We start from the raw sequence: 17,466 nt of genomic DNA, 5'->3' as shown, positions 1-17,466 counted from the left end.
TATTCTTCAACCATACATTCATATAAAATTGATTAAAAGTAACTTATGATTAAAATATGCAAAATCGTTTTAACAGCTATTACATAAAACCGATTGCATTTTACTGCAAGAATTAATATTTTACAGCTTGTTGATGCCATTCAGAAGGCGAACCTTGAGCCCTTTTTTCAATAATGCTTTAAATCGTTTGCATAATCCGGCTATGGGTGGGCAAAAAAAAGCCGCCCGGGCAGGGCGGCTTTATATCAGTATCACTAGTAATTAGGATTCTGGGGGAAGGGAGGCCCCTCGGTAACACGGTCTATCTGGGCCTGGGGTATGGGTCTTAACTGGTGAAAGTCCTTGATATAAGGAGCCGCCTCGGGGTTCCAGGCCTGTACCCGTCTTACCAGCGAGCGGGTGCGCACCAGGTCATGCCAACGCTGCCACTCTCCGAAGAACTCGCGGCTTCTTTCGTCCAGTATAAAATCCAATGTTACGTCGGTTGCCGAAATCGTCATGGCATTGGCAGCAGCAGTATTCTGAGACGCACTATTAGACTTGCGGAAAGCGGCTCTTTTGCGAACCACATTAATCAGCTCAGCTGCTTTAAGCGTGTTGCCTGCTTTAAAATAGGCTTCAGCTCCTGTCAGGTACACATCGGAAAACCTGTATAAAACACAGGGCCTTGTAGACGGGTCATTGAAATTAGCTCCCCGGCTTGGATCCATGAATTTTTTAAGAGCAGGAAAAATACCTGTGTGCCAGAATTTTGGCGGCACCACGATCCCCTTGAATGGCCTGGAACCCACAAACTGCGGAGCCCCGGGCACGTCGAAATCCGGCAGCCAAACAGCTGTATCAACGCCAGGCTGTGTCGTATAAGTAATACCCCGGGCATTGTTAGCAGCACTGGCATTGTTGGTAATCGCGGTATTCGATATATATACAGAGTAAAAGCTGTTGCTATAACGGGAATCCACATCCCTGCGTACAAAAGCCTGATCTAAAAAGTAATTTTTACCCGAATTGGCGCCGCTCGTCCATATAGCGCTGTTAGGACGCATTCTTACATAGGGACGCCCATAGTAGGAGTCTCTGATCATTCCTGATGTTCCATTATTCACCAATCTGCCATTGGACGTATTTGCGTATGAATTAATACCGCTGTTATTAGGATAATTCCAGTTGGTGAACCAGGGAGACAAATTTTGTGCGGCTCCGCCACTGGCACCGGCTCCTACAATATAATAACCATACTTGGGGTCGAGCACATGATCACTGACAAACATGGTTTCCTTGCCATAGTCGTTGGCAGGTACAAAAGCATCACCAAAATCCTCCCACAAATCAAGCCCATGATCAGCTTTTGCAGCAATAATGTTGTCACAAATAGTGGAAGCCTGTGTAAAATCTGCCTGGTTGTTGGTTAGCCATCCCCTTGTCAGATAGGCTTTTGCCAATAAGAACTGAGCTACCGGTTTGGTTGCAGCTTTACCTAAAAAAGGCGCAGTTGGCTTATTCGGTAAATCAGCTGCCGCTTCAGTAAGATCTTTCAGAATCAGTTCATATACCTGTGCTACAGGCTGTCGCGATGCTGCCTGGGAAGGCTCTGTAATAAACTCCGTATGTAGGGGTACGTCGCCAAAAGTTTGTACCAGATAGAAGTACCAGAACGCACGCAAAAACTTAGCCTGGGCTATATAATGTTTCCGGAGATCTTCATTCAGTGAAACTGTTTCAGCATACTGTAAAACACCATTAATAGTATTAATATCCTGAAATGCAATAGCCCAGGCAGCCCCAAAGTTGCTGCCATTTAAGCCATTATAATCAAATACTGTTGCTCCGCCTGCGCTTTCACCCCGGATGAACTCATCCGTTCCGGCCTGCATTTCGTTCGTAAACCCTTCGGTTCCCCATTGCGAGCGAATATCATTGTAAACACCGGCGATACCGCCCAGTACCCCCGCCGGACTATTAAAGTAACCCGGAACTACTATCGACTCGGGATTCTCTTCCAGTACTTTCTTACATCCTGCCGTAAATACCCAATAAACTCCCAATAAAATGATGATGGTATATTTCGTTTTCATTTGTAGTAGATTTAAAATTTAAGATTAACTCCGAGGGTAAATTGCCGTACCGGAGGATTGTTGAGGTTCACCGCGATTTGCCGTTCGGGCGTTCCGCGTTCACCGGCACCCTGCGGATTCAATGTACCGGTTCCTGCATACCCGTTTCCTTCCGGATCTATAGCCAGCCCCGATCTTACCAATGGCGAATAAATGATAAAGGGATTGGTAGCATTCAAATAAACCCTTGCACTATTGATCCCTATTTTTTTAACAAGACTATTAGAAAAACTATAACCTACATTGATACCACGGCATTTAATAAATGAACCGTCATAATATCCTAATGTTGAGCCAAACCATTGCACGGCGCTGCCTGCATCCGGTGCAGGAAAGGCATTAGTGGGGTTATCGTCAGTCCAGTAGTCTACCTTTACCTGGTTCACCCGGCTTTGGTTGAAAAATGCGTAACCGCCCGAACCGGTAGAGTTACCGGTAAGATAGGGCACCAGCACTTTCATGCCCATCCTCGCGTACATGATAACAGATGCATCGAAATTGCCATAGCTAAACCGGTTCGTGATCCCGCCTTCCCACTTTGGCTGGAAATTACCCAGGATCTGCCTGTCTTTCGGATCAATAATACCATTGCCGTCCACATCCTCAACTCTTATCTGCCCCGGAAACTGTACCGGGCTGGTTTGCCTGGCAAGACTTCCGTTATCTACATCGCCTAATTGCCATATACCTGTCTTTTTATAATCATAGATCACTGTCAGCGGATGGCCAACAAACCAACCAGCAGCTATATTCTCTTTCTCCTGGGGGGTGGTTAATTCAACGATTTTTTCCCTGTTGAAGAAATAAATTAAATCGGTGCTCCAGTTAAAACCATGTTCTCTTCTAAATATATCTAAGCTTACCGAAGCTTCTACGCCCTTACCTTCCGTTTTTCCCAGGTTCTTTAATGTAGAGCCGGCTCCGTTACTGGGTGGCAAAGGAACCGACAGCAGTATGTCTTTTGTTTTTTGATGATAATAGTCTACTGAACCACTGACGCGGTTATCGAAAAGACCAAATTCAAGTCCTATATCAAATTGAGCGGTGGACTGCCAACCCAGATTAGGAGCGGGAAGCGCTGTAACGGTATACCCCAGTTGCTGCCCTGCAGTTCCTGTTCCGAAGTTGTAATAACCTGCCGTCAATGCGCCCAGCGTTGCATAAGCGCCCACATTCCTGTTACCGGAAATACCCCAGCCTCCTCTCAGTTTCAGGTTAGACACTTTTTTTGCTCCTTCCATAAATCCTTCCTCCATAATATTCCATCCCAGGCCAATAGCAGGATAATTAAACCACTTATTGCCCGGAGACAATGTAGAGGAGCCATCTCTTCTCAGCGTCAAGGTTAAAAGATAACGGTCATCAAATCCATAGTTCAACCGACCCATATAAGACAGAAGTCCCGTTTCAACAAACGAATTACCGAAATCGGAATTAGCCAATGGCTGCCCTGCGGCCAGTGAAAAATTCGAGGTCTTAATATAATCGGCGGGAACACCGGTTACCGTAAACCTGCTGCCCAGGGAGTGATTTTTTGTCACCTCATAAAGACCTGTAAAATTGATCCGGTGCTTTGAGGCGATCACCTTATCATAATAGATCAGGTTTTGAAAATTAACGTCCCAGTATTCTGTATTGGATATTTCGGCAGTTGAGGACGACTGTATTGTTGCTACATTAAAATAAGTAAGCGGTCCGGAATACCCGTTGTAATTCGTCTGGCTAAAATTAAGCCCTGCATTAAACCGGTACTTCAGGCCCGGAAGGATATTAACTTCAGCATACAGGCTATTAAAGGTTCTCAGTGTTCTGGTACGGGCCAGGATAGCATCCTCCTTCGTTATAATGGTCATGGGGTTCACCTGGGCGGCATCGATAGAGCCATCAGCAGGATTGATGTTCAGGGAACCGTCATTGTTATAAACCGGGGCCAGAGGCGTTAATCTCACCAGGCCACCCGGAACACCGCCACCTCCAGGGTTGTTCTGATAGGATAAGGTGTTAAGTGTATTCAAACCAATTTTCACATGTTTTCCTAATTTTTGATCTATGGTTGCCCTTATATTGAATCGCTGGAAGTCCTGGTTGGGAATGATGCCTGTTTCGTTAAAATATCCTAATCCTAACGAATACTGGGTATTTTCTATTCCACCCTGCAAGCCCAGTTGATGATTCGTCATGAAACCGGTTTTGTAAATCAGATCCTGCCAATCGGTAGATATTCCTGCGTCCAGTGCGGCCTGTTCTTTCTGGGTCAGCAAATACCCTGATGTTCCCGGATTGGTTCTGTTATATTTTGCCGCATCGGCTTTAAACTGAGCATACTCCGGTCCGTTCATTACGTCGTACTTACTCATAATTTTTGTTATGCCATAGTAACCGTCATAGCTAAGCACCGGCTTACCTGTTCTCCCCCGCTTGGTGGTAATTAATATGACACCTCCGGCACCCCTGGAGCCAAAAATTGCGGTAGCAGAAGCGTCTTTCAAAATTTCCATATTAGCAATATCATCGGGGTTGATATCGTTCAACCCGCCAAACGGAATACCATCCACTACTACCAGGGGTCCATCCAGCGCATCCGCCTGCCCTGAGCTGGTAGTAAGAGAGCGATTTCCCCTGATGCGGATCTGGCCCTGTGAGCCAGGCGTCGATCCGTTATTAACGATAGAAACGCCGGCAGCACGGCCTTTTAGCTGGTTAAGCATATTGGGCGCAGGAACCTCTCTGAGCGTTTCGCCGGATACAGATACTATGGCGCCCGTTACATCCTTTTTGCGGGCCGATCCATATCCTATAACAACTACATTGTCCAGATTTGCTGTTTCCGCAGTCAAAGTAACTGCTAGTTCGGTCTGGTTATTCACTGCAATTTCAGCGGTCCGGTAGCCTACTGATGAAACGACCAATGTAGCATTGGCAGCCACTGATAACTCAAATCGCCCGTTTTCGGCAGTGGTAGTGCCGGCGGTTGTGCCTTTTGCAGTAACAGAGGCATTTACTATAGAGCCGCCTGTTTCATTCACCACCCGGCCGGTTACCCGAATGGTTTGGGCATAAGTAACTGAACATACGAGTGATAAAAACAAGATCGCCGGAACCTTATGGGGTTTATGGTGTCTCCCGGTACACCGCAAAAAAACCGAAGTAACTTTTAATAGCAAGCTTTGCATAGTTATAGTGTTTAAAGGTGAAATAAATCGATTGCATTATTAGATATCAAATTGAAGAAAACCGGGGTATTTGTACAGGTTCATTTACATCAATACAGCAAGCATTCAGACGATTATACCCAATAGTAATTCTTTATAAACAAGCACAGATTATACGTAAATACCAGATTTATCAGCTATTTCAGCCCAGTTCCATCCGTATTTTCAAAACAAATTTTGTTTGAGAAGTACAATTCGATATCTAAATTAAGATATAAAAAACAAATAAAGCAACCGATTGCAATTATTTTTTCAATATCTTTACTTCATCACATATTTATTGCCATATGTATAAGGGTAAAGATATTACCATGTATGACCTTGCCAAAGAGCTAAATGTCTCTGTAGCAACCGTAAGCCGTGCCTTAAAGGACGATCCGGCGGTACATAAAAAAACCAGAAAAAAAATTACCGACCTGGCTACGGAGCTGGGTTATCAAACGAATCTGTTCGCCCGCAACCTCCGTACCAAAGAAACCAAAACAATCGGTTTCATGATTCACGAGCTCAAGAGTAATTTTATTAACGCTGTGCTTTCGGGCGTAGAAAGAATAACAGCCCGGGAAGGATACGATCTTATTATAGCACATTCATCAGAGAGTTATGATAAAGAAGTTGCAAATGCCCGGAACCTTTTTCACAAACGAGTTGATGGCCTCATTGCATCTCTTGCATTCGAAACAAAAAACCTCGATCATTTCAAACAATTTACCGACAGGGGTATTCCTATCATCTTCTTTGACAGGGTGGAGAAAAATAATGATTATACGGTGGTCATAATTGACAACTATAAATGTGGCTACGAGGCCACCAAACATCTTATTGACCAGGGATGTAAAAGAATTGCCCACGTCACATCCAGTCTTACCAGGAATGTTTACGCTGACAGGTATCGGGGCTATAAAGATGCATTATTCGACCACCATATACAACTGGATGAGCGGCTGGTGATCATCAATGACCTGAGCGAAAATGCGGGTATTCATTCGGCAAAGCAGCTGATTAAAACAAAGCCGTTACCGGACGGCGCTTTTATTACCAACGATTTTGTTGCTGCCGCTTTTATGAAAATGCTTACAGAGTATAAGATAAAAGTACCCAAAGACATTGCAGTGGTAGGATTCAATAATGACGCTATATCCCACTTAATAGCCCCTACCCTCACCACGATCAATTACCCCGGTATCGAGATGGGTGAAGTTGCAGCCAGGTCTATCATCAACCATTTGAAAGGAATCAGCAATATCAACCAAATTAATACAGTGATCATCAGCTCTAAATTAGTAGTACGCCAATCCTCGCAAAAAACAGATCAAAAAGCTAAATCCTCTACAGCCGTATAAATATTTATGAAGAAAATCATTTTTATTCTTTTTGTTCTTTTTTCATGCATTATCGTAAAAGGTAATGATGGCTATAAACTATGGCTGGAATATCAAAAAGTGAGTGCCCCCCGGTTAGTCAGGCAATATAATGAGGCCATTTCCGGCATAGTAGTTAAAAGTCAGTCGGCTACATTGAAGATCGCTGAAAGTGAGCTCCGCCTGGCGTTGGAGCGTATGCTGGATAAAAAAATATCTCCATTGAATATTGCTGCCCACAATGCTATTTTGCTGGGGACACCCGAAAGCTCCGCCGAAATAAAAACAATGCTCTCTTCCGGTAATTTCAGCCTGGGGGACGAAGGTTTTGTCATACAGAGCCGCAGGATCAACAATATGACCACCACTGTTATCGCCGCCAACAAAGATATAGGCGTACTGTATGGTGTATTTGCTTTCATCAGGTTAATCCAGACCCATCAGCCCATCAATAATTTATCCATCATCAACGTTCCCAAAATTAAGAACAGGGTTCTTAACCACTGGGATAACCTGAACCGTAGCGTGGAAAGAGGTTACGCCGGAATTTCTATATGGAACTGGCATACACTGCCCGGCTATATCGACCAACGCTATATTGACTATGCCCGGGCCAATGCCTCTATTGGTATCAACGGCACCGTGCTTACTAATGTTAACGCTAACTCGCAGGTGCTCACTCAGGAGTATCTTGTAAAGGTAAAAGCCCTGGCAGATGCATTCAGACCCTACGGGATCAAAGTATACCTGACCGCAAAATTCAGTGCACCTATTGAACTGGGGGGGATAAAAACGGCCGATCCGTTGAACCAAGAAGTAATTAACTGGTGGAAAAATAAATGCCGGGAAATCTACAGCCTGATCCCCGATTTCGGCGGCTTCCTGGTAAAAGCCAATTCTGAAGGTCAGCCCGGTCCCCAGGGTTATGGTAAAACACATGCTGACGGGGCCAACATGTTTGCCGGAGCATTGGAGCCATACGGAGGCATCGTCATGTGGCGTGCTTTCGTATATGACGTGCGTGTTCAGAAAGAGGGCGAACATTTTACAGAAGGATCCGGGGGTGAGCATACACAAACCATTGCCTCCGGCGATCGCTTCAAACAGGCTTATGCCGAATTTAAACCACTCGACGGCCAATTTAAAAAGAATGTGCTGCTGCAGGTAAAAAACGGGCCGATTGATTTTCAGCCAAGAGAACCTTTTTCACCTCTTTTTGGTGCTATGCCTCAAACGCCGCTGATGATGGAATTTCAGATCACTCAGGAATATGTAGGCCAGTCCACCACCCTGGCTTACCTTGCTCCGATGTTCAAAGAATGCCTTGATGCTGATACTTACTCAAAAGGTAAAGGATCAACAGTTGCAAGAGTTATTGACGGAACCATTGACGGGCATACCGTAAGCGGTATTGCGGGTGTAGCCAATATAGGTAATGACAGAAACTGGACCGGCCATCTTTTCGGACAAGCTAACTGGTATGCGTTCGGAAGATTAGCCTGGAATTATGACTTATCTCCAGAAACAATAGCAGAAGAATGGATCCGGCAAACATTCAATAACAACGACGCTTTTATCAACCCGGTGAAAAGGATCATGTCAGCTTCGAGAGAAGCGGTTATAAATTACATGACACCTCTCGGACTTAATCATATCATGGGGACCAGCCACCATTACGGGCCGGCTCCATGGGTGAAAAACGCAGGTCGGGCGGACTGGAACCCCGTTTATTATCATAAAGCGGATTCGGTTGGAATCGGTTTCGACCGGACCAAAACAGGAAGCGATGCCCTGGCCCAGTATGCGCCTGAGGTACGGCAACAATGGAGCGATATGAATACCTGTGATTACCGGTACCTGTTATGGTTTCACCATGTTCCCTGGAATTATAAGATCAATACCGGGAGCACACTTTGGAATGAGCTATGCTACCGGTACCAATCAGGCGTGGATACTGTTAGATGGATGCAACAAACATGGGATGGCTTGGATAATCTGGTAGATAAGGAAAGATTTCAACATGTCAGGATGCTGTTAGGTATACAGGAACAGGAAGCTGTATGGTGGCGCAATGCTTGCCTGCTCTACTTCCAGACTTTTTCTAAAATGCCCTTTCCACCTGGCTTTGAGGAACCCTATAAAGATCTCAGCTATTACCAATCATTAAAATTTCCTTTAGCGCCCGGCATCGGTGGAAATTTATAAAAAACAGCTAAAGCCATTGAATCATTCAAAAAAACTACAAATACATACTGCTTTGACACCGCTTCAATAGAGGAAAAAATAAAACATGAAAAGAAGTTTTTTAACGATCATTGCAATTATTTTATGCCTTGTAATAAAGGCACAGCATTTTATCTCCGAAAAGAATAACGGAGCCGGCTTTCCTGTTGTCAGCACTTCAAAAGCCACTTCCATATATGTGGATCCGGCCGATGACAAATTGGTGCATAAAGCAGCGGCATTGCTGCAAAAAGATATTGAGGCTATCACCGGTCAAAAACCTGACATTATTAGCTCATTATCTGAAAAACGGGTTATTATAATAGGATCACTCCCGGGTTCAGCAACCATTAAAAACCTGGCTAACAAAAAGAAAATTAATATCGGTAACATACGGGGCCAATGGGAGGCGTTCAGCTTACAAACAGTGATTAAGCCCGTTGCCGGCGTGGAAAGCGCGCTGGTTATAGTTGGAAGCGACCGGAGAGGAACAGCTTATGGCATATTTGAACTTTCGGAGCAACTGGGGGTGTCTCCCTGGTACTGGTGGGCAGATGTGCCTGTAAAAAAGAAACCGGCCGCATATTTCATCAATGGCTTATACCATTACCCATCTCCTTCGGTAAAGTATCGCGGCATTTTTATTAACGATGAAGAACCAGCTTTTGGCGGATGGGCAAGAGAAAAATTTGGAGGGATTAACAGCAAAATGTATGAGCACCTTTTTGAGCTGATACTACGCTTAAAAGGAAATTATTTATGGCCGGCCATGTGGGGAAAAGCTTTTAATGAAGATGATAAGGAAAATCCAAGGCTTGCCGACGAATATGGTATTGTAATGGGTACCTCCCATCACGAGCCCATGATGAGAGCCCAAAAGGAATGGGGCAGCCACAGAAAAGAATATGGTAATGCTGCATGGAACTATCATACTAATAAAGAGGGCTTGCAGAGATTCTGGGAAGATGGTTTCCGGCGTAATCAATACTTTGACAATATGGTAACCATCGGCATGAGAGGCGACGGCGACGAGGCCATGCATGATATGGGTAGCATGAAAGCCAACTACGAACAACTGGAAGGCATTATAAAGGACCAGAGAAACATTATTGAAAAAGTAAGCGGTAAGCCTGCGAAGGAAACACCGCAAATGTGGGCGCTTTATAAAGAAGTTCAGGAATACTACGATATGGGTATGAAAGTACCCGACGATGTAACCTTGTTATTGTGCGACGATAATTGGGGAAATATACGGCGGTTGCCTGCAGTTAATGCAGCTAAAAGAAGCGGAGGATATGGCATATATTACCACTTCGATTATGTAGGAGGGCCCAGAAGTTACCGCTGGCTCAATACCAATAATATTGCCAGAGTATGGGAACAAATGAACCTCGCTTATGATCATGGTGTAGACAAAATCTGGATCGTAAATGTGGGAGACCTGAAGCCAATGGAGTTGCCTACCTCCTTCTTTTTAGAATTTGCATGGGATGTTAAAAAATGGAATGCCGGCAATATTGACAACTATTACACACAGTGGGCGGGTAAACAATTTGGCAATACCTGGGCAACACAAATTGGCAAGATCATGAAGAAATATGCCGTATATGCATCCAGAAGAAAGCCGGAGCTGTTAGAAGCCAAAACCTATAGTATCGAAAATTATGATGAGGCCAACCGGATCGCCAACGAGTGGAATAGCCTGCTGAAAGAAGCCCAGGCGCTGAATGAAAAAATGCCGGCTACGCATAAAGATGCATTCTATGAATTGGTCTTGCATCCCGTAAAAGCTTATGGTAATCTGCAAAACATGTACATTGCCCTGGCATGGAACCAGTATTATGCAAAACAAAACAATTCACTCGCCAACCGGTATGCCAACGAGGTAAAGGAGCTGTATATTCAGGATTCATTAATTAATGCGGAATATCACCAGTTAAATGACGGCAAATGGAACCATATGATGGCTCAGAAGCGAATTGGATATACTTCCTGGTCGGAACCACGCGTGCAAAAAATGCCACAGGTAAGCTATGTGGAAAACCCGGTTTCGGCAGAGCCAGCATCTTTCACACAGGCATCCAAGACTTCCGTTTCCCTTATTCCGGCAACAGCTAAAGGCAATTTGTTTTATGAGAAAGACGGTTATGTTGCCATCAATGCCGCCCATTACACGCGTAAAAAGGATATAGGAAATTCAAAATGGAAACCTATTGCTGGTATTGCCAGGGAAGGCGATGCTGTTACATTATTTCCGGACCTTTCAAAGGCCAATTTAACCGGGATTACCCAAGCCCCCTATCTGGAGTATGAAGTTTACACTTCGGGTAAAGATGATGTTGAGGTTCAGGTTTTACTTTCACCCTCGCTTAACTTTAAAAATACTAAAACGGGACTACAATATGCGATACAGGTAAATGACGATACGCCCCAGCCTGTATCCATCAACCCTGAAGCGGTTGATTCAAGAGCCTGGTCACAATGGGTCACTAACAATATCAACACGAAAATTACAAAACACAGATTAGCCAACCCCGGCAAGCAAATCATCCGCATTTATACGCAGGATCCGGGCGTGGTCATTCAAAAGATAATTATGAACATGGGAGGCCTTAAACCTAGCTATTTAGGTCCCCAGGAAACGCTCCTTAAAAAATAACTTTAATAAAAAAAATGAGCATGTATTTTAGAAAATCAGCCGCATATGTAGTCGCAGGTGCGTGCGCTGTTTTAATGTCAGGCAGTTGCAGTTCTTCAAAAAATGCAACAGGCAGTAGTATTCCCTCTTTGAAAGAAATTTTCAGGAAAGATTTTTTAATAGGTACGGCGTTAAGCTGGCCGCAGGTACAGGAGCGCGACCCGATAGCTGCCAGGCTGGTCCCCGAACAGTTCAATGCAGCTACACCCGAAAATCTCATGAAGGCTGAAGAATTACGTCCTTCGTGGGGAGAATATAATTTTAACCAGGCTGATGCACTGATCGAATATGGCAGGAAAAACAATATTGCCATTAACGCACACACACTTATCTGGCACAGCCAGATGCCTGCCTTCACACGTCGTATACAAAGTGCCGACTCGCTCAGAAAGTTTTTTAACGATCATATCAAAACAGTAGCCAGCCGATATGCAGGTAAAGTACAATCCTGGGATGTGGTTAATGAAGCCTTAAATGAAGACGGAACTTTGCGGAAATCCCCCTATCTTAATAAATTGGGGGACAACTATATTGTTGATGCATTTCGCCTCACTGCAGCAGCAGATCCTCATAGTGATCTTTACTATAACGATTACAATAATGAACAGCCTAAAAAACGGGCGGGCTGTATAGAAATCATCAAAAAAGTGAAGGCTGCCGGTGTGAAAATCGACGGCGTAGGTATACAGGGGCACTGGCATGTGGGGAGAGTGCCTTTTAAAGAAATAGAAGAAAGCATTCAGCAATATGCAGCGCTGGGTGTAAAAGTAGCTTTTACCGAACTGGACATAGAAGTATTGCCAAGAAATTTCTCGGGGGCTGAAGTCAGCCAGCGTATGCAATCCGATGAAAAATCCAATCCTTATGTAAACGGATTACCTGATTCCATACAAAAGCAATTAGCTGACGACTACGAAAACCTGTTTAAGCTGTTTCTAAAGTATCGCGATCAGATTTCCCGTGTTACCATGTGGGGAGTACATGACGGACAAAGCTGGTTAAATGGCTGGCCGATAAGAGGACGTACCAACTACCCGTTGTTATTCGATCGCCAGGGCATGCCCAAACCGGCTTTTTATAGTGTGATTGCACTTAAAGGCAAAAAGTAATCCATTAAAGAACTGATATAATCTGACTTTCATTATCAACATTCAAATTTTAATCTTATGAGATCGGATGCTGCGAAGTTGTCGGTAATAGAGAAGATAGGCTATAGTTTGGGAGATTTGGCAGCAAATCTTGTCTTCCAGACTTTAGTAACTTACCTTGCTTTCTTTTATACAGACATATACGGACTTAGGCCTGAGGATGCATCGCTCATCACGCTGGTAGTAGGTTTAATAGCCGGCTTTGGCTTCAATCCTTTAATAGGTGCTGTTGCGGACAGAACACGTTCCAAATGGGGCAAATTCCGTCCATGGATTTTATTTACGGCTATCCCGCTTGGCATTTGTGCCCTGCTGGCTTTTAGCACCCCTGACTTCTCTTACAAAGGGAAGATGATGTATGCAGCGGTAACCTACTCCCTGCTATTACTTTTATATGCCGCCAACAACCTGCCTTACGCAGCCTTAAGTGGTGTCATCACAGGTGATATGAAAGACAGGAACAGTCTTTCTGCTTATCGTTTTGTTGCCGTAATGTTTGCACAGTTTTTTGTACAGGTTTTTATGCTCCCTATTATTCTGTCAGTTGGGCAAGGGGATAAAGCGGCCGGAATCGAAGCGGTAATGACCTGGCTGGCGATTATTGGAACAATAATGCTGCTGATCACTTTTTTCACCACTAAAGAACGGGTGATACCTACCGCCGAACAGGAGTCAACGTTGAAAAGCGACCTGAAAGACCTGGCAGGAAACCGCCCATGGGTTATTATGCTGCTTGTTACTACATTTATATTTATCACCCTGGCTATGAAGGGCGGCTCTTATGTATATTATTTCAATAACTATGTGGATGGAGATAGCCTGAAGCGCTTTATAGCTCCTGTTACCGGCTTCTTTAGTTCAATAGGTATGAATTTCTTCGGAGAAGATCCAAAATCAGCAGGCTTTGGTCTTTTCAATGCCGGAGGTATTATCATGATGATCATTGGTATTACATTTTCAAAAAAGCTGGCCGACCAATATGGTAAGCGAGATGTATTTCTTATATCCCTATTCATTTCTACCTTGTTTGTGCTGCTATTTGTGTTTTATCCGCCACAATCAGTGGGCATTATGTTTTTATCACAAATACTGCATGGCTTTTTTTATGGCATCAGCACCCCTCTTTTATGGGCTATGATTGCCGATGTTGCCGACTATTCTGAATGGAAAAATAACCGCAGGGCTACGGCTATTATTTTCTCGGCTATGATGGTTGGCTTAAAAGTTGGCTTAAGTGTAGGCAGCGCTTTGGTAGCTTCTATAATCGGCCGTTATGGCTATATATCCAGCGATGCAACACAGGTAGTAACGCAACCTGAAACCGTTGCAACCGGTGCTAAAATGCTGGTAAGCGTATTTCCTGCTGTCCCATTTTTGCTGGCCTGCGGCTTATTGCTTTTTTACTCCATCAACAAAAAAATGGAAATTCAGATAGAGACCGACCTGAAAGCCAAAAGAAATATTCCCTGACATCTGTTATAGCTTAAGATCTCTCTATTCCCTATTAACTATTCACCATTCACTACTCATCACTCATTACTCATCACTATGCCTGAAGAAAGTATACAACATATCAACTTTGACGAACTCAATAGGAAAGCTGTTTCAAGTCCTTTGGTTTCTCATATTTATACAGCCGATCCCTCTGCTCATGTATTTAACGGGAAGATCTATATTTACCCTTCACATGATGTAAATGCGGGAGATGCTTTTGATGACCTGGGAAGCCACTTTGCCATGGAAGATTACCATGTGATATCGATGGATCATCCTGATGCCGATGCCGTAGACAACGGGGTTGCCCTTCATGTCAATGATGTGCCCTGGGCTGAAAAGCAAATGTGGGCGCCCGACGCCCAGGAAAAAGATGGCAGGTATTACCTGTTCTTTCCGGCAAAAGGATATGACCGCATTTTTAAAATAGGCGTAGCTATTTCCGACACGCCAACAGGCCCTTTTATACCAAAGCCCCAGGCTATTAAAGATAGCTTTTCGATTGATCCCGCAGTATATAAGGACGATGATGGAAACTACTATATGTATTTTGGCGGCATCTGGGGCGGACAGCTACAGCGCTGGCGTACCGGCAGCTTTAATGATGCAGAACCCGAAAGCCCGTTTGCACATTTGCCTGCTCATAACGAGCCTGCGTTATGCGCCAAAGTGGCCCGGCTTACAGATGATCTGCTCGAATTTGCAGAGCCCGCTAAGGATGTTCTAATAGTGGATGAGGCCGGCAACCCCTTATTGCAGGGCGATAATGACCGGCGTTTTTTCGAGGCATCCTGGCTACACAAATACCAGGGGAAATATTACTTCTCCTACTCTACTGGTGATACCCATTACATTTGTTATGCCATTGGCGACAATCCCTACGGACCGTTCACCTATGCAGGACGGATATTAAATCCCGTAGTAGGATGGACTTCCCATCATTCAATTGCCGAATATAAAAGCGAGTGGTATCTCTTCTATCACGACAGCAGTTTAAGCAAGGGAGTTACCCATTTGCGCAGCATTAAAGTTGCCAAAATTGAACACGACGAAAATGGTTACATCAAAACCTTAGATCCTTACCAGGATTTAAAAATTTTGGTATAGAAACAGGTAATCGGTAATTTCTTTGGTGGCACTATTTTACCTGCCCGGGGTGCCGGGGTTTGAAAAACTTATTCAAATAACAGTTAGATGTTTAGATTTTTGTTAGGCGGCTTATTCTTATTGATATCTGTCCCAATCCTATCCCAGGTGAAGCTTCCCCGCATCATCAGGGATAGCATGGTTTTACAGCGTAATACGAAGATAAACATTTGGGGATGGGCATCAACCCGGGAAAAAGTTACCGTTCGATTCAATCATAAAACCTACCGGGCAACTACCGATCATTCAGGAAAGTGGACTATACAGCTGGCATCTACCCCCTCGGGAGGACCTTACAGGATGGAAATATCCGGCAAAAATAAAATTATACTGAATCATATCCTGGTGGGCGAAGTATGGCTATTTTCAGGACAATCGAATATGGAGCATATGATGCGCCAACATGATATTATTTACGCTAATGAAATTTTGACGGCCGGCAATCCCAATATCAGGCAATTTAAAATACCTAACGTAACCAGTATGGTGCAACCCCAGGCAGATTTACCGGGTGGTTCCTGGAAGGATGTTAACCCTGCCAATGTTATGGATTTCTCTGCAGTAGCTTATTTCTTTGCTGAGAAGATCGCCGCGTCTCACAATGTACCTGTTGGAATTATTAATGCTACCTGGGGTGGCACTCCTATTGAGGCATGGACCAGTGAAAAAGGCTTTGCTAATTTTCCCGGACAGCTTAGCATCATAACCAAAAATAAGGATACGGTCTATCTAAATAATTTACGAAGAAAGCCGGGTAACAATAACGGAGGCTTGTTGGCTAAACGGCCGACAGATAAAGGGCAGGACGAAAAATGGTACGATCTATCCTATCAGCCCAAAGGTTGGCGCAACATGGCTGTCCCCGGATATTGGGAAGACCAGGGTGTTAAAAACCTGGATGGTATAATATGGTTTCGCAAGGAACTGGACATACCTGCTTCTATGACCGGCAAGCCTGCAAAAATGTTTTTAGGTAGAATTGTTGACGCAGACGAATGCTACCTGAATGGGGTCAGAATAGGCGCCACATCCTATATGTACCCCCAACGACGTTATCCTGTTGCCGGTGGCTTGCTCAGGGAGGGAAAAAATGTTCTGGTAGTTCGGGTAACTAATAACGGCGGCAAAGGAGGTTTCGTACCAGATAAACCTTACCAGTTAATAGCAGGTAACGATACCGTTGAACTAACCGGTTACTGGAAATATAAGGTAGGCCAGGTTTTCACACCCCTTCGTGGCAGGGGTGGCAGTGGCGGAAGCATTGTTGCCAACAGCCAGCCTGCCGCTATCTTCAACGCAATGTTGGCGCCTGTCATCCCTTTCTCTGTTAAAGGGTTCGCGTGGTACCAGGGAGAAAGTAATACAGGCAAACCGCAAGAGTATGCCCAAATACAACCTGCAATGATTAAAGACTGGCGTAATCAATGGCAACTACCGGACGCTCCTTTCCTGTTTGTGCAGCTACCCGGTTTTATGGATTACAGTTATGTGCCGGGAGAATCGGGTTGGGCGATGTTTCGCGAAGCTCAGGCGAGATCATTAACAGTTCCCAATACTGCCATGGCAGTAACTATTGATTTGGGAGAGTGGAACGATATTCATCCTGATCGTAAAAAAGAAGTGGGGGAAAGACTGGCGCTGGCAGCAGAAAAGATGGCTTATAAAAAAGATATTGTATATACTGGACCGACCCTGCAATCATCCGTAAAGGACGGCAATAAAATAATGCTTACCTTCTCTAATACAGGTGGCGGGCTTATTACCCATGATGGAGAACCCGTTTCAGAATTTGCCATTGCAGGAGCCGATAAGAAATTTGTTTGGGCGAAAGCAGTTATCGATGGAAATCGTATTATAGTTTCGTCAGAAGAAATTACCGACCCCAAATATGTTCGTTATGCCTGGGCCGATAACCCTGTAAACCCTAACCTATTTAATAAGGAGGGACTGCCTGCTGCTCCGTTTAGAACGGATGCAGACTAAACATGCCCAGGTTGACAATATAGCCACGTTTGCACCACGTGGTTGGTGTTCTATTATGAAGTCCATAGCCCATGGTCTATTATCCAT

General features: G+C 44.4%; 9 protein-coding genes. 7 read left to right on the top strand and 2 right to left on the bottom strand.

Features of this window, described 5'->3' with window-relative positions; genetic code table 11:
- Positions 1-254 precede the first annotated feature (254 nt).
- Together U0035_RS00985 and U0035_RS00980 are read right to left on the bottom strand one after the other, a co-directional pair.
- Complete coding sequence (locus U0035_RS00985) at positions 255-2,075, bottom strand: RagB/SusD family nutrient uptake outer membrane protein (protein WP_114792646.1); 1,821 nt, start codon at positions 2,073-2,075, stop codon at positions 255-257.
- 11 nt (positions 2,076-2,086) lie between these two features.
- Positions 2,087-5,287, bottom strand: coding sequence for a SusC/RagA family TonB-linked outer membrane protein (locus tag U0035_RS00980; RefSeq protein ID WP_114792645.1), 3,201 nt, complete (start codon positions 5,285-5,287; stop codon positions 2,087-2,089).
- Between the two features lie 326 nt (positions 5,288-5,613).
- Between U0035_RS00980 and U0035_RS00975 the strand changes: the two genes are divergently transcribed.
- The 7 genes from U0035_RS00975 (at position 5,614) to U0035_RS00945 (ending at position 17,379) form a co-directional block, all read left to right on the top strand.
- On the top strand, positions 5,614-6,669 hold the full coding sequence (locus tag U0035_RS00975) for a LacI family DNA-binding transcriptional regulator (RefSeq protein WP_114792644.1): 1,056 nt from the start codon (positions 5,614-5,616) through the stop codon (positions 6,667-6,669).
- 6 nt (positions 6,670-6,675) lie between these two features.
- The gene (locus tag U0035_RS00970) at positions 6,676-8,892 is read left to right on the top strand and encodes an alpha-glucuronidase family glycosyl hydrolase (RefSeq protein ID WP_114792643.1); all 2,217 of its coding nucleotides are present in this window, start codon (positions 6,676-6,678) and stop codon (positions 8,890-8,892) included.
- A gap of 85 nt (positions 8,893-8,977) precedes the next feature.
- A complete protein-coding gene (locus U0035_RS00965) occupies positions 8,978-11,569 on the top strand; it encodes a glycosyl hydrolase 115 family protein (protein ID WP_114792642.1) in 2,592 nt (863 codons plus the stop codon).
- A gap of 20 nt (positions 11,570-11,589) precedes the next feature.
- Positions 11,590-12,717 (top strand): endo-1,4-beta-xylanase, encoded by a 1,128-nt coding sequence (locus U0035_RS00960; RefSeq protein WP_211316525.1) that lies wholly within the window; start codon positions 11,590-11,592, stop codon positions 12,715-12,717.
- A gap of 57 nt (positions 12,718-12,774) precedes the next feature.
- Positions 12,775-14,226 carry an MFS transporter gene (locus U0035_RS00955; protein WP_114792641.1) on the top strand — a complete coding sequence of 484 codons (1,452 nt, stop codon included), beginning with the start codon at positions 12,775-12,777 and terminating at the stop codon, positions 14,224-14,226.
- Positions 14,227-14,304: 78 nt separating this feature from the next.
- Positions 14,305-15,357 carry a glycoside hydrolase family 43 protein gene (locus tag U0035_RS00950; RefSeq protein WP_114792640.1) on the top strand — a complete coding sequence of 351 codons (1,053 nt, stop codon included), beginning with the start codon at positions 14,305-14,307 and terminating at the stop codon, positions 15,355-15,357.
- Between the two features lie 87 nt (positions 15,358-15,444).
- Positions 15,445-17,379, top strand: a complete 1,935-nt coding sequence (locus tag U0035_RS00945) for a sialate O-acetylesterase (protein ID WP_114792639.1) — start codon at positions 15,445-15,447, stop codon at positions 17,377-17,379.
- Positions 17,380-17,466: the final 87 nt, after the last annotated feature.

Origin of the sequence: Niabella yanshanensis (assembly GCF_034424215.1) — a bacterium.
Lineage (GTDB): Bacteria > Bacteroidota > Bacteroidia > Chitinophagales > Chitinophagaceae > Niabella > Niabella yanshanensis.
The sequence above is the reverse complement of the archived record's forward strand: the minus strand, read 5'-3'. Positions and strand labels throughout refer to the sequence as shown.